This window comes from Butyrivibrio sp. VCB2006 (genome assembly GCF_000420945.1).
Taxonomy (GTDB): Bacteria; Bacillota; Clostridia; order Lachnospirales; family Lachnospiraceae; genus Butyrivibrio.
In genome coordinates this window covers 330,264-351,806 of the sequence record NZ_ATVX01000001.1, presented here as the reverse complement: position 1 = coordinate 351,806, position 21,543 = coordinate 330,264, and the positions used below count along the sequence as shown (strand labels likewise).

The window sequence follows — 21,543 nt, the reverse complement described above, 5'->3', positions numbered from 1 at the left end:
GAATAGGTCATACTTCTTTTAGAGTTCAGTCACAATTTGGCAACAGTTACCATGTAATATAAAACTATCAGAAGGACATACCTTCTGAACCCCCAACAATACTTTTTTTCATACACGGGTTGTCTGGTTCCCCACTAGGCAACCCCTCCTCCCAAAAATATACCACCTTCCGAGGTGGTTTTTTTATGGAAAAAGAAACATCATTTTTCAATGATAATCCTCATAAGTTTCAATTTCAACCGAAATTATTCCATTACATATAAATATGATAAATATTGATTTTTCCTAAATTACTTTTAGGTTATTTTAAGGTTCGCAATATATATTTATTTACAGAAAGGATAAACACTTTCATAACAACTTTTTTACACCAGCCGGAGTGGACACCTCATACCACTCCGGCACTCCCTATTAATAGAGATTTTTCTGCATTTTTCCCATAGATCCTTACGTATAATGCTTCAATCACGCTGTTTGCGTGATATAATTGTCTCTAAGAGTGTTAGTCGTTTTTTACGACGGATTGGAGAAAGGTATGTATAAAGACGGTAAGATTTGGGTAGCTAACAACGAAAATGGGGAAAACGTATTTCTTTTACCTAAAATGGCTAATCGTCATGGTCTTGTTGCAGGTGCAACAGGTACAGGTAAAACAATCACATTAAAAGTCCTGGCTGAGTCCTTTAGTGACATGGGAGTCCCTGTATTCCTTGCAGATGTTAAGGGTGATCTTTCAGGAATGGTACTTGAGGGAAAAGATTCTGAAGACATGCAAAAGAGAATCCAGAAATTCGGTCTGGATGAAGCAGGCTTTAAATATCAGAAATATCCTGCAACTTTCTGGGATGTTTTTGGTGAAAATGGTATCCCGCTCCGCACCACAGTTTCAGAGATGGGACCTCTTCTTTTATCAAGAATTCTTGGTCTTAATGACCTTCAGAGCAACATTCTGTCAATAACCTTTAAGATTGCGGATGACAATGATCTGCTCCTTGTTGATACCAAGGACTTAAAGGCAATGCTCAACTATATTTCAGAGAACAGCAAAGAGCTTGCTGCAGAATACGGCAATATCAGCAAGGTTTCTATTTCTGCTATTGTTCGTGCCATTGTGGCTCTTGAGATTGCAGGTGGCGACAAGTTTTTCTTTGAGCCCGCCCTTAATATCAAGGACTGGTTTGCAACAGGCGAAGGCGGCAAGGGCTTGATCAATATCCTTGATAGCACAAGCCTTATCAATAATGGACAGCTTTATGCCACATTCCTTCTTTGGATGATGTCCGAGCTTTTCGAGACGCTTCCTGAAGTAGGCGACCTTGATAAGCCTAAGATGGTATTCTTCTTTGATGAGGCTCATCTGTTATTTGATGATGCACCAAAGCTTCTTATGGATAAGATTGAGCAGGTAGTTAAGCTCATCAGATCAAAGGGGGTGGGCATTTACTTCGTAACACAAAATCCAAGAGATATTCCTGATGGCGTTCTTGCTCAGCTTGGTAACAAAATTCAGCATGCGCTCCACGCTTATACTCCTTCCGATATGAAGGCGGTTAAGGCTGCTGCTGATTCCTTCAGAGAAAATCCTGCTTTCAAGACTGCTGATGTTATTCAGGAGCTTGGTGTCGGTGAAGCTGTTTGCTCTTTCCTTGACGAGACAGGAACTCCTACAGTTGTAGAAAGAGTTAAGATTCTTCCTCCACAGTCTCTCATGGGCAGCATCGATTCTGTCACAAGAGAAAAAGAAATCAAACAGAATGTTCTTTACAGTAAATATTACGAGCCTGAAGATCCCGATTCAGCTTATGAGTTTCTCATGAGAAAGGGAATCGCTGACGCTGAGGAAGCAGCCAGAATAGAGGCAGAAGCTGCCGCAGCCAAGGCAAAAGAAAAAGAAGAAGCCGCAGCTGCAAAGGCTAAAGAAAAGGCTGAGGCCGCTGAGGCCAAGAAGAAAAAGCAGGCTGCAAAGAGCGTTGGCAATGCAGTTGTCGGAACTGTAGGCCGCGAAGTAGGTAAGACCGTTGGCGGAAAGTTTGGTAAGTTCGGTAAGACTCTTGGTGGAAACCTGGGAGCAAGCCTTGGACGCGGAATTCTTTCTACACTGTTCAAATCATGATTTATTTCTCCACATAATTAAGAGTCGTTTCGACCTTTCATATGAATAAAAAAACAGTAGGACTTTTGTTTAGTCCTACTGTTTTTTTATGTAGTATAAATTATGCTTAATCACAACATTTCATGATATGCCTGAAGAGAATTGATGTTTCCGCATCCTTTCTCTTTTACCTCATGAATACCCTCTGCAGCGGCCTTACCTGCTGCAACGGTAGTGATATAAGGAATACGAGCCTTGATGGCTGCCTTTCTAAGATAGCCGTCATCGTGCTCAGCTCCTCTTCCTATAGGAGTGTTAATGATGAGCTGAACCTCTCCGTTCTTGATTACATCCTCTACATTAGGACGTCCGCCTTCGTAGTTCTTCATGATCCTTGTGGCAGGGATTCCTGCTTCTGTTATAAGATCGCAGGTCTTTCCTGTAGCGTAGATTTTGAAGCCGTCCTTAGCAAAGCTCTTTGCAAGGCATACAGCATGTGGCTTATCTTCTTTGTTAAGTGAGATAAGAACTGCCCCTTCAAGAGGAAGTGTACTTCCTGCCGCTTCCTGAGCCTTAAAGAAAGCTTCTCCGGGAGTCTTGGCAAGACCAAGAACTTCTCCAGTGGATCTCATTTCAGGTCCGAGAACAGGGTCTACTTCAGGGAACATATTAAATGGGAACACTGCCTCTTTTACGCCATAGTAAGGAGGTTCGGTTGTTTTCTTATTAGCTATAAGATCAGCCACAGGTGATTTGCGGCCTGTAAGCTGCGCGGTAATTATATCAGTAGCTACAGGAACCATCTTAATTCCGCAAACCTTGGAAACAAGCGGTACTGTACGAGATGCACGTGGATTTGCCTCAAGAACATAAACTGTATCGTCCTCGATTGCATACTGCATATTCATAAGTCCCACTACATTCATCTCAACAGCAATCTTTCTGGTGTACTCCTCAATGGTCTTAAGGTGCTCCTTCGAAATATGCTTGGAAGGAATAATGCATGCAGAGTCTCCGGAGTGGATTCCCGCAAGCTCAATGTGCTCCATAACTGCAGGGACAAAAGCATGCTCACCATCACTTATGGCATCCGCCTCGCACTCAAGAGCATTGTGAAGGAATCTGTCGATAAGAATTGGTCTGTCCGGAGTTACACCTACTGCTGCTCTCATGTACTCTTCCATCTGGTCTTCGTTTCTGACTATTTCCATGCCACGGCCGCCCAGAACAAAGGAAGGACGAACCATTACAGGGTAGCCGATGCGAGCTGCGATTTCCTTGGCCCCTTCAACATCTGATGCCATTCCTGCTTCTGCCATAGGGATTCCAAGCTTATCCATCATAATACGGAACTGGTCTCTATCCTCTGCAAGGTCGATAACTTCAGGAGTTGTGCCAAGGATATTTACCCCCTCCTCCTTGAGCTTAGCAGCAAGGTTAAGAGGAGTCTGTCCACCAAACTGAGCGATTACGCCAAGTGGCTGCTCCTTGCGGTAAATCTGCAGAACATCCTCCAGAGTAAGCGGCTCAAAATACAGCTTATCTGAAGTGTCGTAGTCAGTTGATACAGTCTCAGGGTTACAGTTGACAATAATAGTTTCAAAGCCGAGCTTTTTAAGAGCCATTGCAGCATGAACACAGCAGTAGTCAAACTCAATACCCTGACCGATTCTGTTAGGGCCACCGCCCAGGATCATGATCTTTTTATTCTCACCCTGAGAGAGTTTCATAGGATTCTCAAGAGTGCTCTCTTCCTGATAGGTTGAGTAATAGTAAGCGCTTCCATCAGTGCCATACACATGAACTCCATCCCAGCATTCGGATAATCCTGCGCTCTGGCGACCATTTCTGATATCGTCCTCAGAAACTCCCAGAAGCTTTGAGAGGTACTTGTCGGAGAAGCCATCTTTTTTTGCTTTTATAAGGGCATCTTTTTCCGGTACCTTTCCCTTTGAAGCTGTCAAAAGAGCCTGCTCCTCTTCCACCAGTTCTTTAATCTCGTTAAGGAAATAATGCTTAACCTTGGTGATATCGAAAAGCTCTTCTACCGTTACGCCCTTCTTAATGGCCTCATACATAAGGAAATATCTCTCAGAGGAAGCATCCTTGAGAAGACGAAGGAGGTCTTCTTTGGACATTTTTTCAAACTTCTCAATGCATCCAAGACCGTATCTGTCTTTTTCCAGTGATCTGATGGCCTTCTGGAAGGCTTCCTTGAAGTTCTTACCAATACTCATAACTTCGCCAACGGCTCTCATCTGAGTACCAAGCTTATCTTCTACGCCTCTGAACTTTTCAAATGCCCAGCGGGCGAACTTAACAACAACATAATCTCCGTTAGGAACATATTTATCAAGAGTACCAAATTTAGAATCAGGAAGCTCTGAAAGAGTAAGTCCTGTAGCAAGCTTTGCTGATACAAGTGCAATAGGGAAGCCTGTAGCCTTACTTGCAAGTGCTGAAGAACGTGATGTTCTTGGATTGATTTCAATAACAATGATTCGGCCGGTCTTGGGATCATGAGCAAACTGTACGTTTGTTCCACCGATAACACCGATGTGCTCTACGATCTTGTAAGCCTGACGCTGGAGCTCTTTTTGCAGATCTTCAGAAATAGTGAGCATAGGAGCTGTACAGAAGGAGTCACCTGTATGAACACCAACAGGGTCAACGTTCTCAATGAAGCAGACTGTGATCATGTTGTTGTCCTTGTCACGAACAACCTCAAGCTCAAGCTCTTCCCATCCAAGGATTGACTCCTCAACGAGAACCTGATGAATAATTGAAGCCTGAAGACCTCTTGCACAAACGGTCTGAAGTTCTTCCTTGTTGTATACAAGACCGCCGCCGGCGCCGCCCATGGTATAAGCAGGACGAAGTACTACAGGATAGCCAAGTTCATCAGCTTCTGCAAGAGCTTCTTCTATAGAATAACAAGCCTTAGAACGAGCCATCTCTATTCCAAGCATGTCCATTGTCTTTTTAAATTCTGTTCTGTCCTCGCCGCGCTCAATAGCGTCAACCTGGACACCAATTACTTTTACGTTGAATTTGTCGAGAATTCCGGCCTTGTATAATTCAGAACACAGATTAAGGCCTGACTGACCACCAAGATTCGGTAGTAGAGCATCTGGCCTTTCCTTTTCAATAACTGCAGCTACGCGGTCCACATTAAGTGGCTCGATATAAGTCTTATCCGCCATTTCCGGATCGGTCATAATCGTCGCTGGATTAGAGTTAACTAAAACAATTTCATACCCAAGACTACGAAGCGCCTTGCAAGCCTGCGTGCCGGAATAGTCAAATTCACACGCCTGCCCAATAACTATCGGTCCCGAGCCGATAATCAATACTTTGTGTATATCAGTTCTCTGTGCCATAATACTCCTCCGTTATTCTTTTTTCATCCTTACCATTTTATTATTTGATATGATCAAACTCAAGGAAAATATTTGAACATAAATAAGTTTTTCTTGTAGAAAAAATGCGCAATCTCTAATTGCAGAGTTATGCGCATTTTTGTATTTTTTTTATTTCTCAAAATATGCAAAAGCGATAGCTCCAGGGCCTGTATATGTTCCGATAGCTGCCCCTGCTATAGCAAACTGTAGTCTGTCTTCGTAGCCCTCATAGAGAACCTTAGAATCTTCAACATATTTCATAAGGTTTTCATTAGAAAGCCCTGAATAAGCTAGACATGTAGGCTTGTCAACATCAATTCCACCGGTCTTTTTAACAAACTCCATCAGCATATTGTGTCCATTTTTGGAGCCTCTGGCTTTGCCAATAACCTTAACGCCGCCACCTTCTATAGTAATTACAGGCTTTATCATAAGCGCATTTCCTATGAAAGCTGCCGCAGCTGAGATTCTTCCACCAAGCTTTACATACTCAAGGGTGTCAAACACTGCAATTACGTGAGCTTTTGGAATATCTTCTTTCATAATATCCACTATCTCTTTGGCTGTTAGTCCCTGATCACGAAGCTGCACCGCACGCTGAACAATGATGTACTCTGATATACAGAACTGCTTGGTGTCAACTACATACACACAGTCAGAAAATTCCTGTGCTACCATGCATGCAGACTGATAGCACCCTGATACTCCGGATGAAATGGTAAAATAGATAAGCTCATCCCCTGCTTCCTTAGCTGCTCTAAACTCCTCTTCATACTGATAAGGAGGAATCTGGCTAGTCTTAGGAAGCTCATCTGTTTCAATGAGCTTTCTGTAGAAATCCTCACTGGATAAAGTCACTCCATCCAAATACTCTTCATCCCCAAATCGAACAATCAGGGGCATAACCTTTATCCCCCACTCTTTTGCCTTTTCCTGCGTAATATCACTTGCTGAATCTGTTATTATCCTCACTCCCATTTTTAACTCCTCCAATCCGGTAAAAGAAATAGCAAACACGTGCAAAAGGTTGTGTACAACCTTTTATATAATCGCGATTATATTCTTGCGCGCCAGTTTCCTGTATTCTCTGTTATATTCTGACTTATAGTCATTATTATTTTTGTCAGTTCCCAAAACTAGCACCAAGAATAACACAAAAAAATAAGAGCTGCAACTTAATTGCATGCTCTTATTGAATATTTAAAGATATGATTTAATACGATAATAACTGCTATAACAGGCTTAGCCTCTGGGAAAATCATCGTATTTTAGATTGTCCCTCACATCAGAATACTCATCGTATTCCTCATAGCCTACGCCTTCCGATAGCTCTTTTGTAAACCTTGGATCAACTAATATCTGCCTGAACAGTCCATGGCATCCTTCACTACAGTCTATCCAGGTAGCATCAAAGTTCCCTGTATACCAAGGGTCTGCCACATCACCATCTCTGTCAGTAAAGTCCAGCATCTTATAAATCTTTTTATCCGGATCTCCACCAAATAGCCTGTTCAAGTCTCTGATATTGGCACTGTCCATTCCAATAATGAAATCAAACTTATCATAGTCAGTTCTGGAAGTAAGCCTTGCCCTCTTCTGACTAACTCCAAGCTCATTATCATTAGTTCCAATTCCATGTTCTCTAAGCTTGGCTCTGGCCGGAGGATACACCGGGCTTCCCATACCATTCCAAATTTCATCCGTGTGTGTTGCAGAAGACTCAATGTGGAAACAATCAAGTAATCCCTGTTTATTTACAATATCCTTCATAATAAACTCGGCCATTGTTGATCTACAAATATTGCCGTGGCAGACGAACAGTATTCTTATCATCCCTGTATTCTCCTAACTTTTGGCTCAACCATGCGGTCTAGAGCACATTGTTATTTTATAGCTATTTGGCATATCTTTGCAAAAATCGGCATATTTTTGCCTGCAAAAGTTGTAAAAAAGTTGTAAATTAATTGCTCCGTACAACTCAGTATTTATCAGGCATTTGCACAGATTCTTCCCATCTCTTCTTTGGCATCATCGATAGAAAAATGTGTATAAGTATTAAGCGTTACACTCTTCGGTTCGTAAGCCTTGTGTTTATGCATAATTAAGGAAACTATTTCGGTTCAAGTTCCCCTCTCGCTACTAAAAAGGAAGCGTTTATCGCTTCCTTTTTTTGTGTCTTCTGGCGTTGCTAATTTGCATCGCAGCTTGCTCGTCACCCCCGCAATCTCTTCCGCCGGCGTCACTTGGAAATATTTCCTGGAAAAAGAAAAATATTACCTTGTTCCCATCATTTTGAGATAAACAGTACTCCCAATGTTCCTGGACCACAATGAGATGAAACAACGCTTCCTGCGCGGGTTTCAAGAATTTCTTTAAACACGCCGAGGCCGCTAAGATACTCTCTTACAGCTTCAACAACTTCCCTGTCGCATCCTGAATGGGTTATGAACACACGCTCAGGTCTGGCATTCTCTAGATCAGCCTCCATGTCTTTGACATAATCAAGCACATAGCGTCTGCTGGATCCGCGATATTTCTTTTCCGGGTGCATTGCTCCGTCAGTTACTGCAATGCGTGGATGGATCTTTAATGTCGTACCAAAGAAGGCTGCAAGCCCCGAACAGCGACCACCTCTATGAAGGTAGACAAGGGTATCGATTACAAAACTTGCTCTGACCTTATCCCTGGTATTCTCTATCTCTTCAACAATTTCTTTTGCTGCCTTTCCCTCTTTATCCAGTTCTGCCGCATATACTACCAACAGGCCAACTCCGGTGGAAAGATTGGCTGAATCTATGACATGAACTCTGTCAGACATGCCAAGTTCCTGCGCCGCAAGCCTTACATTATTGAAGTTTACTGACATGGACGAAGATATAGTAAAAACAATATATTCATCCGAACCCGCAGGATCCAGGAATTTTGAGATATCTTCAATGCTGGCTGCTGCTGTCTTGGGCGTTTCCCCATGTTCATCAGACCACTTATAGATCTGTTCAGGAGTAATATTGACGCCATCCAGGTACTCCTCATCTCCTAGTCTTACATAAAGCGGAATTATTCCTATGTTGTATCTCTGAACCAGTTCCTTTGACAGATCACAAGTACTATCTGACAGTATTTTTATCATTTTCTTTTCCCCAACAATCAAGCGCCTCTGTTCTCTTTTTTCTTGATTAACAAAGTCTCAGGAAATTCCAACTTCTCGGCGCTTTCTATATTTTCTTTTGCATAGTTTTCGTATGCTTTTCTATAGTGCTTCTGGCGAGCCCAGATATCATCTGCTACAGGTCCCCACTCTTTTGAATAATTATCGCACTTTGCGCAGAGGTGCTCAACGCTTTCCTCTGATTCTTCATTGGTACCATGGGCTCCGGATCTTGCCACCATCTCACGAAGAAGCTCAGGATTTTCAAGCATTGGGCATGGTCTTAAATGGTTCTTATTGAAAGGCTGTCCCTTGTGATATTCCATGAAAAGAGGGCTCTGAAGCATCTCAAGTATTGAATGAGTATGAATATTAGTGTTGGAGAAGTGGATAAATACGCAGGGCTCTGCATCTCCACTTGAATTGATGTGGAAGTAGTTTCTTCCGCCAGCGATACAGCCACCAACTGCCTCTCCATCATTCTGGAAATCCATAGGGAAGAACCCTATATCGCACTTGTCACTTCTAAGGTATCTGATTTGATCTACCATCTTTCTTCTCTGCTCTACAGTAGGCATAAGCTCTGGTACCGCATTATTTCCTACTGGCATATAGTGGAAAAAGAATCCGAATCTTGCGCCTTTTTCAGCTATGAACTCGATGAACTTAGGGTCAGTTACTGCCTCGATATTATTTCTTGTATAGCAGATGGAAGTTCCATAGACAATTCCGTATTTCTTAAACAGGTCCATGGCTTTCATTACAGCGTCATAATGACCAATTCCACGTCTCGCATCATTTGTTTCAGGAGTACCCTCGATAGAAAGCTGGAACGTGATATTTCCAAGTCTTACAACTTCCTTACAGAAGTCCTCATCAATTAAAGTGGAGTTGTCAAAAATAGAGAACTCAACATCATTGTGCTTTTCAGCAAGACGCAGTACATCCTTTTTTCTTACAAGAGGCTCCCCGCCTGTCATCATGTATAGGTAAACACCAAGCTCTTTTCCCTGGGTAACGATCTTATCCATGTCTTCAAAAGACAGGTTGTGCTTAGGGCCATAAGTACCGGACCAACAGCCCTGGCAATGCATGTTGCAGGCACTTGTAGGATCAAAGAGAATAAGCCATGGGATATTGCATCCGTACTTTTCCCTGTTTGCCCTGATCATCTTGGTACCTCTGAAAAAGGCCTCATAACCAAGGTTGAGCATTGTCATCTTGGCAACGTGAGGATCTGTCTCATCAACTACTTTATTTATAAACTTGACCCATCTATTGTCAGGGTCCTTGAAAGCTGCTCTTACCTGATCAAGCTTGTCCTTTCTTGCTCCATCTTTCCCCCAGAATTTCTCTGCCTGATCTACGAGTTTTAAATACGTTTCTGTTCTGTTCTCAGCTTTGTCGAGATTTGCAAGAAATCTATCGATCAATAGGCTAAATGCCTGTCTCTGCGCTTTGTGAGATAAGTTTTCTACTAATTCCATACTTGTTATTCCTCCCCTTTAAGTGTTACAATCGTTTTGATGTTACAAGTGTAACGCCGCAGGAGATGCAATACAACGGCTCTACTCTCGGACATGACAGTAGAAGTGTCAATTGGCGCGGCGTGACATAATCACTTATTTTGTAACAACAGGGGAAAAGAAATATGAAAGCCACTAAAGAGCCTTTGACAGAAATGCAAAAAAAAGAAGTTCTGCGAATGAATAACAAAGAGTCTAACCAGCTGACCAGAGAATGCCTTCAGCTTGCGCTTATGCACCTAATGGGCGAACACCCGTATGAAAAGATCACTGTCAGTGAGATCGTGCGTCGTGCTGGAGTTTCACGTACTGCCTTCTACCGCAACTATACTGACAAGGAAGATATTTTGCATGAACTCGGTAACAGACTGATAAAACGCATAGCAGAAATTTGTGAAAAACCAGAACTGCATGAGAATCCTCATCAGTGGTTTGAAGATGTTTTCCGTACCATCCGCGAGGATAAAGAAACCATTGCCCTGTTTGATCAGGCAGGTATATTGAAACGTGAGCTCTTTTCCGGCAGGGACATATCAGAACTTCTGTATCCTACAACAGATACAGAGATCAAATACATCAAGCTTGCTTCAGAAGCAGCTTTTTTCCAGATACTTATCAGCTGGTTCAGAGAAGGGATGCAGGAAAGCGAACAGCGCATGGCTGATATATGCGTAGAAATGTTTGATAACACATTGAAAAAACTGTCATAAAACAAATGTTGATGATAATTTGATGATTATCATCAGATGATGAAGCTGTAAGCCTTGTGTTTATACATATTTTAGGGAACTGGTTCGATTCAAGTCCCCCTCTCGTAAAAAAAGCATGCCAGTCTGGCATGCTTTTTTATGGTCAGGTTCTTTTCCTAAATATATCTGTCATTTTGTTATAAGTTGTAAATTAGTTGTAAATTCACCATTCAAAGTTTGTTAAACAGCATGAACACAACGTTCGATTCATCAAGTTAGTACCCTGCCGTGGCAGACGAATAAAATTCTTATCATTCATCTTCGCTCCTTGAAATTCTGAGAAATGATAAAAAAACCTATTCCATTCTAATGTTCTTAGCTTCTTTAGAATCCGTAATCATCCCCTTATACTCAAAACCATATAGTCCAGCAAAACGTGACATTGTAAAATCACATGCTTCCAACTGCCATTTCTCCGGAGAAGCACCCTGCATAATGAAATATAAATTGTTGCTGCAACTTATTCGGGATCAGATTCCGCCGATGCCTATTCGGGGGCGTCGACTAATGGTGAGCTGTGTGTTTATTCAGATTACTCAGCTTCCGGTGAATCGGCCGATACGGATTCTGTCAAATACTACCCACTGTTAGCCCATGCCTCATACGCACCACAGAACAGAGTTGGAGTTAATACACATTCCGACTATCTGACATCAAGTTTGCATACGGTCAGGCGATAGTTTTCCCATGACTGACTTCATAACCGGATGCAAGATTGGTTTTAGCGTTATTTAATAATTGTTCACAATAAAATATTGTATAATTATTTTGTCAGTTATTGTACAGTTAAATTCTGTTTTCATGGCTAAAGGAGATAATTATATGACCCCTGACCAGTATGCAAGATCAAACAAAAAAGTATTTCAGATCAACCTTATTATTGCCTTTACTGCGCTTTTAATGGTAGTGCTGGATGCTGCAACACACGGAATGAGCCTGGGGCTTGTCATCGAGATTGTCGCTGTCCTGGCAGGTGTGCTGCAGATGACGGTTGGATTTATCAAATTCAGAGAGACCAGGTTTGGCGCAGTGGTCATTCTGGGAGGTCCGACTCTTTACTATATCATTATCATGATAATACAAAATGATATGATTTTTTATGCATTCGCGATACCGGTAATGCTGTCGTGTATTCTTTATCTGGACTTAAGGCTCTATGTGGTGGGACAGATGACTATGACCATAGGCGGACTTATTGTCCTGGTCAGAAATCTTATTGCTACAGGTTCGATACCCAGGGACCATTTTGTGGACGGTTTCATAATCATTCTTGCGGGAATTGCCGGAATAGAGTCGCTTAAGATGAGGCGGACCCTGGTAAGAGAGGACGACGAGGCCATCAAGAAAGGGCAGGAGACCCAGGAAAAGACCCGTATCCAGATGGTGGAGATTGCCAAGGAAATTACGGGGCTGTTTGATGAGGCCCATGGGGAAGTCGATGAGTTAAAGAGCATCATAGGAAGAAACCACGATGGCATGAGGGAAATTGCGGGCAGCACAGGAAATACCGCAGCTGCCGTGACAGAGCAGTCACATCAGATAGCAGATAACCATGATCAGACGGAAGTGGCTGATGCCAAGAGAAATCAGATGGTTGAGATGTCCGAGAGCACGCAGAAAGCCGTTATTGATGGGACTAAGGTCATCGACCAGCTCAAGGACAAGACCGCAAATGTTGTTGAGATGAGTGATAAGACGGTGGCATCCACAAAAGCTGTCACTGAGAAGGTCGAAAAGGTTGAGAAGATTGTCGGTTCCATCATATCGATATCAAAGCAGACCAATCTTCTTGCGCTCAATGCTTCAATTGAGGCAGCGCGTGCGGGAGAAGCCGGGAAAGGTTTCGTTGTGGTTGCCGATGAGATAAGGCAGCTGTCGGAGCAGACCAGCAATGCTTCAAATCAGATCACCAGCATCATGCAGGAGCTTTCCGCTGATGTTCAGAATGCGGTAGACTCTACCAATGCGGCAGCTGAGTCTGTCAAGGCTCAGGACATTCTTATCAGAGAGACCGCAGATACTTTTGAAGAGATCGGGGAGAACGTTGGAAACCTTATAGGAAGATTTAATGATATCGGTACTTCCATAGAAGCTATAGGAAGAAGTGCAACGGAAATCAATAATAATATTGCGAGCCTCGCCGCCACAAGTGAGCAGGTGGCAGCTTTGTCCAATATGGGCGAAGAGGGAGCAAAGACAGCGGTGGAGAAATTTGATGAGTTTGATATTCTGCTGAAGGGGATATATGATCAGGCGCAGAGGCTGAAATAATGTAATACCGGTCAGGGAAGTCACGGGGACGGGAACGTCCCCCTTGACTCACCATTCGTAATCAGGTGCAAGTACATGCATCAATTCTTCATCATGCCCTACTGTAAGGTAGGACTCAATTTGTTTTTCTTAAACCACTGCGCGCTAAGAGTCAGACTTTTTATCGGATCATTGTCAATCCAGTTTTTATGAGTTTCCAATACAATTGCCTTTACTTTGGCAGCCTCCTGTACAGTCTCCAAAATACTGCCAAGGGCCATATTCCCTGTTCCTAGTTCGGCCGCATCTTCCTTGAGAATAGGCGTAATGAACGGTCCTTGTTTTCTGCAGCCTCTGTCATTTATATGCCACATTACCATTCTGTCTGACAGTTTTTTTACCAGGGCAGTAACATCTGCTCCTCCGTCTGCAAGCCAGTAGGTATCAAGTTCGAAGTTAACATATCCGGGGTCGGTGTTCAGGGCGATAAAGTCCAATGCAGTTTTTTCTTCTGAGACCTTCTGTAACTCGACATTGTGATTATGATAAAGAAGTTTTACTCCATAGGGTAAAAGAGCTTCTCCCGCCTTATTAAGCCTCTCAGCAAGTTTTTTTACCTCAGAAGCATTCCCGTAATCAAACCTGTACATACCGGTTATAACAACGGTATCTGTTCCAAAGTTCATGGCTTCTTTAGCAACAGCCTCAGGGTTTGCTTCAATGCTGTTTAGATAGCTGTGCAGGCTTATTACTTTCAGGCCGCTCTCTGAGATCAGCTTCTTCCAATCGAGTTTTCCGCCATTACCAGTGGGCATACCGGCAAATTTTGTAAGCAGCCTCACAATAAAAGGCGTTGGCTTGATCATGAAGTCATTTAGTTCAATGCCGTCATAGCCGGCACTCTTGATGCTCTGAAGTGTGCTGAGTGCACTCTCATAACTATTGCATCTGCTACCAATCATTATCTGTTGCACACCCGTCAGTACTGTGTCTTTCATTATTTCAAATAGCCTCCAAGATGCTTCAAACTGGGCTTTGGTGCCCTGATCTGTGTTTTCCTGTCAACTGCGCAAAGACCAAATGTCAGCGCATAACCTTTCTGCCACTCAAAATTATCGATAAGTGACCAGTGGCAGTATCCGATGACAGGAATTCCATCATTTATACAGCTCTGAACACCCTCAATTGCCTTGTCGATAAACTCAACTCTCTGCTTATCATCTGCTGTTGCTATTCCATTTTCGGTAACCATGATCGGAACATTTGGCATCTCCTCATGCACGCGTCTAATTACATGCTCAAGAGCCTCAGGATATACTTCATAATCCATCTGTGTCATTGGTGTTTCCTCGGGAACAGGCACAATTCCATCTGGGCCGTAAGTAGTTCTTGTATAATTCTGAAGTCCAAAGAAATCATCATCCTTGATGTAAGGAATGTAATGGCTAAACTCCTCATTCCAGTCGCTGTCTGCGCGCTCCTTGCCACCTTCTATGTACTGGCAGTCGTGCAGGGAAAGCGTAATACCAACCTGAATATCCGGATTAACAGCCTTGATTGCTTCCTTGGCTGCCTGATGCGCCTTTATAACTATCATATCGCCATTTGCATCTGTTGCAGAAACAAATGTATGCGGCTGAGGATCTCCGAATACTTTGGCATTCTCCATTGCTGCCAGCTTCATTTTTTCCATCGGGTCAGAGAGATTAAGTCCAACCTGAACCTGTCCCTCCATGGAGTCACCACTGCTTTTGGCTGCATTTGCCATTTTCGCCATCATCTGCTTCTTAAATCTCTCCATGAGAGCGCCTATCTGAAGTCTCATGTTGGCCTCATTTATGGTGCAGATATACTTTATCTCGCTTCCAAGCTGCTCTGTGACGAACCTTGCATAGTTGGCAAAAAGCTCTACAACCTGCTCATTGTCCCAGCCTCCCAGTTTTATAAGCCACACAGGTGATGTGAAATGCATGAGGGTAATAACCGGTTCAACACCATTGTCCCTGCAGCATTTGATCATCTTCCTGTAATGCTCGATCTCCTTTTCATCAAACTTGCCCTGCTCAGGCTCAATACGTGCCCATTCAACAGAGAATCTGTAAGTGTTAAGGCCTGCATCCGCAAGCATCTTAATGTCTTCTTCGTATCTGTTATAGTGGTCCACAGCATCCAGTGAAGGCTCAACAAACTGTGAATACTCCATATTCTCCATCAACCAGTAATCTGAATTTGTATTGTTTCCTTCAACCTGATGGGCTGCAGTAGAAGCGCCCAGCATAAATCCGTTCTCGAACTTGTTCATTTTCCTATCCTCCATAATTTAAATCTCATAACTTCCGCTTGTCAGAATTCTCTTTTCCTCGCCGGAGAGCTCCAGCTCTGCTTCCATTCCTTCAGGAATTTCAAATCGGTAGGCAAAAGAATCCGTCTCCTCAATATATCTCCATTCAGAAACTATGCGACCTTTCGGTGAATCATAGTAACCCTTTGCAAACTTAAGTCTCTCATCCGGCAGAGGCTTTATCAGGACTTTGTCAAAATCGTATCTGATTCCCAAGACACCGGACAAAAGCCATCCGGAAACAGCTCCGTAGGAATAGTGATTCAGCGAATCATGTACAGTGCCGTCTTCCCTGATACCATCCCACGTCTCCCAGATAGTGGTAGCACCTTTCTCCACCGCATAGAGCCACGAAGGATAGCTTTTTTGCAACAGCAGTCTGTATGCAGTATCCACATAACCGTAATCTGCAAGCACGCTGCACAGGAAAGGCGTTGAAAGGAAGCCTGTATTAAGATGATAGTCATTTTTCACTACCAGCTCATTTAAGTCCTTAGCAGCTTCCACTGCCTCTTTTTCAGGTAAAAGACAAAACGCAAGAGGCCTTACGTACTCGCACTGCCTGTCAGATCTTATATGCCCGTCTTTCAGAACCAGATATCTGTATGCCTCAGTCGCCTTTTCCGAGATCTCTTTATACTTATCCGCATCGGCACCATTTCCGAGAATCTCTGATATTTTGGCGAGAATCCCAGATGAATATGCATAGTAAGCTGTTGCCACTTCAGGCTGGCCATCCTTGAATGCAGCCATCATGGTCTTCATAACATCTGTTCCGGGCTCGCACCACTCACCGTAGTCCATTCCGGTGTCGATGATGTATTTTCTGTAAGGGTTCTTTCCAAAGCGGTTCTTGAGCTTGCTTTTTCCGGCCCTTCTTCCGAGGAAATCCACCCACTTCTTCATCATTTCATAGTTGTCTCTAAGTATCTGCTCATCGCCATATATTCTGTACAGATTCCAGGGCACAATAACCGCCGCATCGCCCCAGCCAACAGACGCCGAAAACATCTCTGCTATCTTGCCCGGATTTGAGTTCTTGGGACAGATATACGCCATCTTGCCATCTGAATGCTGCCCTATCCTCACGTTCGCAAGCCATTTCTCGTAAACTCCCCTGCAGTCCATCAGGTACGCACCGGTCCTCACAAAGACTGCTGCATCGCCTGTCCAGCCTGCTCTTTCCCTTGTGGGACAATCAGTAGGAATGTCACAGAAGTTTGACTTCATAGACCATACACTGTTTTTAAATAGCTTGTTTACTTCATCCACGCCACATTCAAACCTCGCTGTTTCCTTCATGTCCGAATAAACAGCAATGCTCTTTATTTGGATGTCAGACGGCAAAATATCACCCGTTATCTTTGCATATCTAAATCCAAACATCGAAAAATGAGGTTTAAACTCATTCCTGCCCGGCTTGCAGATATAGTTTATTTCCTGCTTTATTCCACCGGATTTGTTTCTGTCTCCGGGCTGGAAGTTTTCTATTGTGAAGTTCCCGTCCTCATCCAGGGTTTCACCGTGGATGAGACAGATCTTCTCACCGCCTTTGGCATTTTCCACGACAAAAGAAGTATATCCGGCCAGGTTCTGCCCGAAATCAAATACGCTTTCTCCATTCGGAGTTGTGATAAGTCTGCCTTCAAACACTTCATGTTCCGTAACAAACGGCGATGTCTGGGCTATAAGATTCCCTTTGTCAAAAGACATCTCTCTTGCCTTATGCCACTCACCAAAGCCCGAACCGGCATCGCAGGTCTCTCCCAGCTCAAGGTCCGTAAGCTTTATAGGTCCGTTTTCACAGGCATCCCAGCTGCAATCCGTAACAAGTAAAGGATTATCTATGTCTCCATCGCCTATTATCGCGCACAGAAATGAAATATCCTCTCCGTACAGATTTCTCACACCGTCAATCCCGTTGCATCCTCTGTACCAGCCATCACCCAGTGTAACGAATATCTCGTTTTCCCCGCATATCAGCGTATCCGTGATCTCATACTCCTGATACTGAAGCCTTTTATCATACTCATCACATCCCGGAGTCAGTCGTGCATCCGTGATACTCCGGCCATTTATAAGTATTTCATACAAGCCGTGAGCTGTGGCAAATATCCTGATCTCTCCCTTTTTATAAGAGAATGTGGCCCTTAAATATCCTGCACCTTTTCTCTTATCAGGTTCTGTCATGTTTTCAGGTGATATCCACTTTGCTTTCTCATAAATCTTAGCCGCTTCCATCTAACACCTCTTGTATTCTTTACCGCTTTTTAATATTCATAAGAGCATTTGAAAGTGCCTTAATCTCGTCAGATTCTATATCCATTCCGCCCTGTTGCAGGAGCTTCTTAAGGGGCTGGCGGGCAATCATCTGCTGCATTGCTTCTGAAATCTCTACGCCTTCTCCCATTCCGCCTGCTGTTCTTGATGTCATTGCTGCCATCATCCTGTCGAGAATTGCTTTTCCTTCAGGTATGGCCTGAATCTCTGCCATTGTACTTGAAAGGGAAAGGTATCCCTCTTTTTCCTCAGGTTCATCTGCCTTATCAAACCAGTTTCTGACCTTTTTGTCGGGAGCAAAGTATGCAGGATTGGGCTCAGAAACCTTTGCTATCTCCATTTCATCAGATAACTCGCCTGAAACAGCCTTTATTGTATGTACTCCGGTTATGGGAACATTAAACTTAAATACGTGTTCTCCGCTTGCATTTCCAACTTCTACACCGTCAACAAAGAGTGTGACGGACTTTTGGTTTGAATATACCTTTATCTCTGTATTATCCTCGATGCGGTCGTGATATCTTTTTCCGCAAAGATGGATGAAAGGCTCATCTGACCACCATGCTTTATAAATGTAATAGGCGTCTTTCTTCTGCTTTCTGTCAAAGGTGATGACACCCTTGTGGTTTTTGCCCGGATCTCCTGCCTCATCTCGTCCTGCTGCAGCAAATTCAAACATATTCCAAAGATATGTTCCCCAGATATATGGACGGGTGCTGAACATTTCAAGCATATGCTCGTGATAAACAGCCTGATAACTCTCTGTATAATCGCCTTTTTCAGGTATTGGAGACTGAAGCGTAATTACTGAATCTGCGCCATACTCCGTAAGTCCTATTGCCACATCGGGATGCTGATTATGGAAATCATCAAACCACTTGTCATTGTCCTCCATCTCGCCTACATACCAGCCATAGTAGAGGTTGTAGCCGCGAATATCAGGCAGTGTTACAAGAGGCGAGTCTGTCTCAAGAAGGAACAGATTTGCCATGGCAGAATATCTGATAGGATCCATCTCGTGGACAATATCATTTAATATCCTGTGGTTCTCCAAAAGATCTTCAGTAACACCCTGCAAAGAGATTTCATTTGAAAGTGCCCAGCACATTATCGATGCATGATTGTAATTCTGGCTTATCAGCTCTTTCATCTGGGATATGGTGTTCTCTCTTCCACTGTCCATATGTACAGTGATATATGGAATCTCAGCCCATACTACTATTCCCTTTTCATCACAAAGATCATAGAAGTATTGATCATGCTGATAATGTGCAAGCCTTATGGAATTGGCACCCATGGAGAGGATGAGATCAATGTCCTCCTTGTGCATTTCTTTTGTCAGTGCATTGCCAACTCCTGCCCTGTCCTGATGTCGTGAAACGCCTCGAAGCGGATAGCTTTCTCCATTGAGGAAAAATCCTTTATGAGGATCAACATGAAACTGCCTTACTCCAAACCTGTCATAGATTCTGTCACACTCTTTTGTTCCATCCAAAAGAGTTGCTGTTATGTTGTACAAGAACGGATCCTTGAGACCGTTCCATAAATGTGGCTCTTTTATCGTGATCTTACCGCAGGCAACATATCCACAGGATGCATCCTCTGCCGGAACCACCTCAAACTCCTGCTCTGTTACACCGTCAATTGATATTCTTACGCGCTCTCCGCCGCTTGTGTATGCCTTTATTTCAATTTCAGCATCATTTCCGTTTAGTCTTGGTGTGACGTACAGTCCTTTTCCACCATAATAGTCCATGTCAAAGTGCTTTTCATCCACAACCACAAGATAAACATCCCTGTAAATGCCACCATAGAAAGTGAAATCCGCTTTCTGTGGATACACCCTTGTATTGGGCTCGTTGGAAACAGAAACTACCATCTCATTTAAATCTGAAAGTGCCTCTGTAATGTCCGTCCTAAAGCAGGAATATCCGCCATCATGGCTCGCTACCTCACGGCCGTTTAAAACAACTTTTGCAGAGGAGTTAGCGCCTCGAAACTCCACAAACACCCGCTGTCCCTCTTCCATTACCGGTCTTTCAAATGTCTTTTTATAAAGGCAGGTTCCTCTGTAGTACTGCTCAGGCCCCGTCTGTCCATCAACAGCATTCCAGGTATGAGGAAGAGTTATGCTTTTGCTCTTTCCCTCTTTTTCAAATATCCAGTTATCATTCCAAAGAATTGTTGTTCGCATGTTTCACCTCTCCAGTTTTTTACTGACCCATTGCAGCCTTTTTCTTCTCGCCGATACTCTTCTGGATCTCTTCCATCTTCTCGTATGTGAGCTCAGAATTCTTCATTGCCAGAAGTGTGCATATCCATCCCACTATAGGGAATCCGATAAGAAGTATTACAGTCATAACTCTGACGCCGAAGGTAAGCGGATCACCCTGCTGAGGCGCAGTAGTTGTATATCCTATAAGTCCGATCATGAGTGTTGCGATAGTTGCACCAAAGGATGAAACTATTTTGTCAATAAAGCTGTAAGTAGCGGATACTGTCGCAGGCATGTATTTTCCTGAGCGATCCATCTCATAGTCAACAACATCCATTCTGAACGCGCTTGTTGATACAGAAACAACCATCTTCATTGCGTTATTTCCAAATGTAAAGAGTACATAAGTGATTGCCATGAGAACTGCTCCGGTTGATAAGTTGCCACCGAATACTGTTCCCACAAGAGTTGTAGGTGTGAATAAAAGATATACCGCAAATGCGATATTCAGTCCGATACAATTCTTGGTCCAGTCGATCATGACCTTTCGGCTACCCTGTTTGCCGGCAATCTTCGCACCTATGATCGCGAAAATAATGGATGGAAGCATTGCCACAGCAGAAAGAATTGATGAAATAGCCATTGATCCAAGCATGATTCCGTTAAGCATCGTGGATACTACCGCTGCAGAGCCTATTGTCTGAGCCAGCTTATCGGATGTTGCAGCCATGATGAATCTCTGAAGCTCTTTGTTTTCTTTGATCAGAGCCAGCATATCCTTAAAGCTTGGCTTTTCATCGGTTTCGCCATCCTTTTTGATTCCTTCGAAATTCTCGGGAATGTCATATGGAGCAATTCCTATGCATGCCAGAATGTAGAAAAAGAGTGAAACAAGTATTACCACTACATTGTAAGTTGCGAAGTATTCTGTTCCCTGAATGTTATTAAATCTTGGGAGAATCACAGCCGATGCCACAACGCTCATGATCATCGGAACCAGATATGAATATGTTGTACTCCAGACACCGATTGTAGGACGCTGCTTAGGATCGTTGGTCAGAATGTTCATGTTGATCTGGCCGGCTATACTTACGAATGTATAACCAATGATATAGATCACATAGCAGAGGACAAAAAATGCTATTCCCGCTGCACCCGTAAGTGACAGCTTTGCCCCTATATTACACATCAGTGTTGTAGCAATGGCCATAAGAAGCCATCCAAACATGATTGAAAATCTTACTTTTCCAAATCTGGAATTAAATCTTTCCAGGAAAAAAGCTATTACCGGGTCTGTAATTCCATCCAAAAGCCTTGATCCTGTGATAATAAGTCCTGTAACTGCAACAAGAATTCCAAAGTTGGAATTTCCAATATATGTTGCACCATTCATCAGCAGATAAAATGCCATCTGCCCTGCACCTGTCATCATTGCAAGCGCAATATGCCAGGTTTTAGCTCTTTTATAGGTTACCCCATTTTCTTCTCTTATCAGAGATTTGCCCTTACCCATTATTATTAACCCCTTTCAGTTGCATGAT

13 protein-coding genes are annotated in these 21,543 nt (G+C 43.2%); 3 read left to right on the top strand and 10 right to left on the bottom strand.

Annotation, left to right across the window (positions count from 1 at the left end; all coding sequences use genetic code 11):
• Nucleotides 1–535: 535 nt before the first annotated feature.
• Nucleotides 536–2,113, top strand: coding sequence for a helicase HerA-like domain-containing protein (locus G613_RS0101505; RefSeq protein WP_029230965.1), 1,578 nt, complete (start codon nt 536–538; stop codon nt 2,111–2,113).
• Between the two features lie 110 nt (nt 2,114–2,223).
• On the opposite strand, the gene carB is transcribed toward G613_RS0101505, so the two are convergent.
• The 5 genes from carB to G613_RS0101475 form a co-directional block, all read right to left on the bottom strand.
• Nucleotides 2,224–5,472, bottom strand: a complete 3,249-nt coding sequence (carB, locus tag G613_RS0101500) for a carbamoyl-phosphate synthase large subunit (protein WP_029230964.1) — start codon at nt 5,470–5,472, stop codon at nt 2,224–2,226.
• Nucleotides 5,473–5,622: 150 nt separating this feature from the next.
• Nucleotides 5,623–6,471, bottom strand: a complete 849-nt coding sequence (locus G613_RS0101495) for a DegV family protein (RefSeq protein ID WP_029230963.1) — start codon at nt 6,469–6,471, stop codon at nt 5,623–5,625.
• 264 nt (nt 6,472–6,735) lie between these two features.
• Nucleotides 6,736–7,326, bottom strand: coding sequence for a low molecular weight protein-tyrosine-phosphatase (locus tag G613_RS0101490; protein ID WP_029230962.1), 591 nt, complete (start codon nt 7,324–7,326; stop codon nt 6,736–6,738).
• A gap of 454 nt (nt 7,327–7,780) precedes the next feature.
• On the bottom strand, nt 7,781–8,623 hold the full coding sequence (locus tag G613_RS0101480; RefSeq protein WP_029230961.1) for a DegV family protein: 843 nt from the start codon (nt 8,621–8,623) through the stop codon (nt 7,781–7,783).
• A 17-nt stretch (nt 8,624–8,640) separates the two neighbouring features.
• Complete coding sequence (locus G613_RS0101475; RefSeq protein WP_029230960.1) at nt 8,641–10,128, bottom strand: radical SAM protein; 1,488 nt, start codon at nt 10,126–10,128, stop codon at nt 8,641–8,643.
• Between the two features lie 164 nt (nt 10,129–10,292).
• Here G613_RS0101475 and G613_RS0101470 point away from each other — a divergent pair, with 164 nt between their 5' ends.
• Together G613_RS0101470 and G613_RS0101460 are read left to right on the top strand one after the other, a co-directional pair.
• Nucleotides 10,293–10,877, top strand: a complete 585-nt coding sequence (locus G613_RS0101470) for a TetR/AcrR family transcriptional regulator (RefSeq protein WP_029230959.1) — start codon at nt 10,293–10,295, stop codon at nt 10,875–10,877.
• An 861-nt stretch (nt 10,878–11,738) separates the two neighbouring features.
• The gene (locus tag G613_RS0101460) at nt 11,739–13,187 is read left to right on the top strand and encodes a methyl-accepting chemotaxis protein (protein ID WP_029230958.1); all 1,449 of its coding nucleotides are present in this window, start codon (nt 11,739–11,741) and stop codon (nt 13,185–13,187) included.
• Nucleotides 13,188–13,285: 98 nt separating this feature from the next.
• Here G613_RS0101460 and G613_RS0101455 read toward each other — a convergent pair whose 3' ends face one another.
• The 5 genes from G613_RS0101455 to G613_RS0101435 are packed head-to-tail and all read right to left on the bottom strand — an operon-like array spanning nt 13,286 to nt 21,515.
• Nucleotides 13,286–14,164, bottom strand: coding sequence for a sugar phosphate isomerase/epimerase family protein (locus G613_RS0101455; protein WP_029230957.1), 879 nt, complete (start codon nt 14,162–14,164; stop codon nt 13,286–13,288).
• Nucleotides 14,164–15,468 (bottom strand): glycoside hydrolase family 1 protein, encoded by a 1,305-nt coding sequence (locus tag G613_RS0101450; RefSeq protein ID WP_029230956.1) that lies wholly within the window; start codon nt 15,466–15,468, stop codon nt 14,164–14,166. The genes G613_RS0101455 and G613_RS0101450 overlap by 1 nt, the downstream gene beginning before the upstream one ends.
• An 18-nt stretch (nt 15,469–15,486) precedes the next feature.
• Nucleotides 15,487–17,748: an alpha-L-rhamnosidase gene (locus tag G613_RS0101445; protein WP_029230955.1), complete on the bottom strand. Its 2,262-nt coding sequence runs from the start codon at nt 17,746–17,748 to the stop codon at nt 15,487–15,489.
• 19 nt (nt 17,749–17,767) lie between these two features.
• Nucleotides 17,768–19,981, bottom strand: a complete 2,214-nt coding sequence (locus G613_RS0101440; protein ID WP_029230954.1) for a glycoside hydrolase family 2 protein — start codon at nt 19,979–19,981, stop codon at nt 17,768–17,770.
• 19 nt (nt 19,982–20,000) lie between these two features.
• Nucleotides 20,001–21,515: an MFS transporter gene (locus G613_RS0101435; protein WP_029230953.1), complete on the bottom strand. Its 1,515-nt coding sequence runs from the start codon at nt 21,513–21,515 to the stop codon at nt 20,001–20,003.
• Nucleotides 21,516–21,543: the final 28 nt, after the last annotated feature.

What these genes read in the sequence shown, in the direction of transcription:
- G613_RS0101505 (WP_029230965.1), top strand. Translation starts at nt 536, where the DNA reads ATGTATAAAGACGGTAAGATTTGGGTAGCTAACAACGAAAATGGGGAA.
- carB (WP_029230964.1), bottom strand. Translation starts at nt 5,472, where the DNA reads ATGGCACAGAGAACTGATATACACAAAGTATTGATTATCGGCTCGGGA.
- G613_RS0101495 (WP_029230963.1), bottom strand. Translation starts at nt 6,471, where the DNA reads ATGGGAGTGAGGATAATAACAGATTCAGCAAGTGATATTACGCAGGAA.
- G613_RS0101490 (WP_029230962.1), bottom strand. Translation starts at nt 7,326, where the DNA reads ATGATAAGAATACTGTTCGTCTGCCACGGCAATATTTGTAGATCAACA.
- G613_RS0101480 (WP_029230961.1), bottom strand. Translation starts at nt 8,623, where the DNA reads ATGATAAAAATACTGTCAGATAGTACTTGTGATCTGTCAAAGGAACTG.
- G613_RS0101475 (WP_029230960.1), bottom strand. Translation starts at nt 10,128, where the DNA reads ATGGAATTAGTAGAAAACTTATCTCACAAAGCGCAGAGACAGGCATTT.
- G613_RS0101470 (WP_029230959.1), top strand. Translation starts at nt 10,293, where the DNA reads ATGAAAGCCACTAAAGAGCCTTTGACAGAAATGCAAAAAAAAGAAGTT.
- G613_RS0101460 (WP_029230958.1), top strand. Translation starts at nt 11,739, where the DNA reads ATGACCCCTGACCAGTATGCAAGATCAAACAAAAAAGTATTTCAGATC.
- G613_RS0101455 (WP_029230957.1), bottom strand. Translation starts at nt 14,164, where the DNA reads ATGAAAGACACAGTACTGACGGGTGTGCAACAGATAATGATTGGTAGC.
- G613_RS0101450 (WP_029230956.1), bottom strand. Translation starts at nt 15,468, where the DNA reads ATGAACAAGTTCGAGAACGGATTTATGCTGGGCGCTTCTACTGCAGCC.
- G613_RS0101445 (WP_029230955.1), bottom strand. Translation starts at nt 17,748, where the DNA reads ATGGAAGCGGCTAAGATTTATGAGAAAGCAAAGTGGATATCACCTGAA.
- G613_RS0101440 (WP_029230954.1), bottom strand. Translation starts at nt 19,981, where the DNA reads ATGCGAACAACAATTCTTTGGAATGATAACTGGATATTTGAAAAAGAG.
- G613_RS0101435 (WP_029230953.1), bottom strand. Translation starts at nt 21,515, where the DNA reads ATGGGTAAGGGCAAATCTCTGATAAGAGAAGAAAATGGGGTAACCTAT.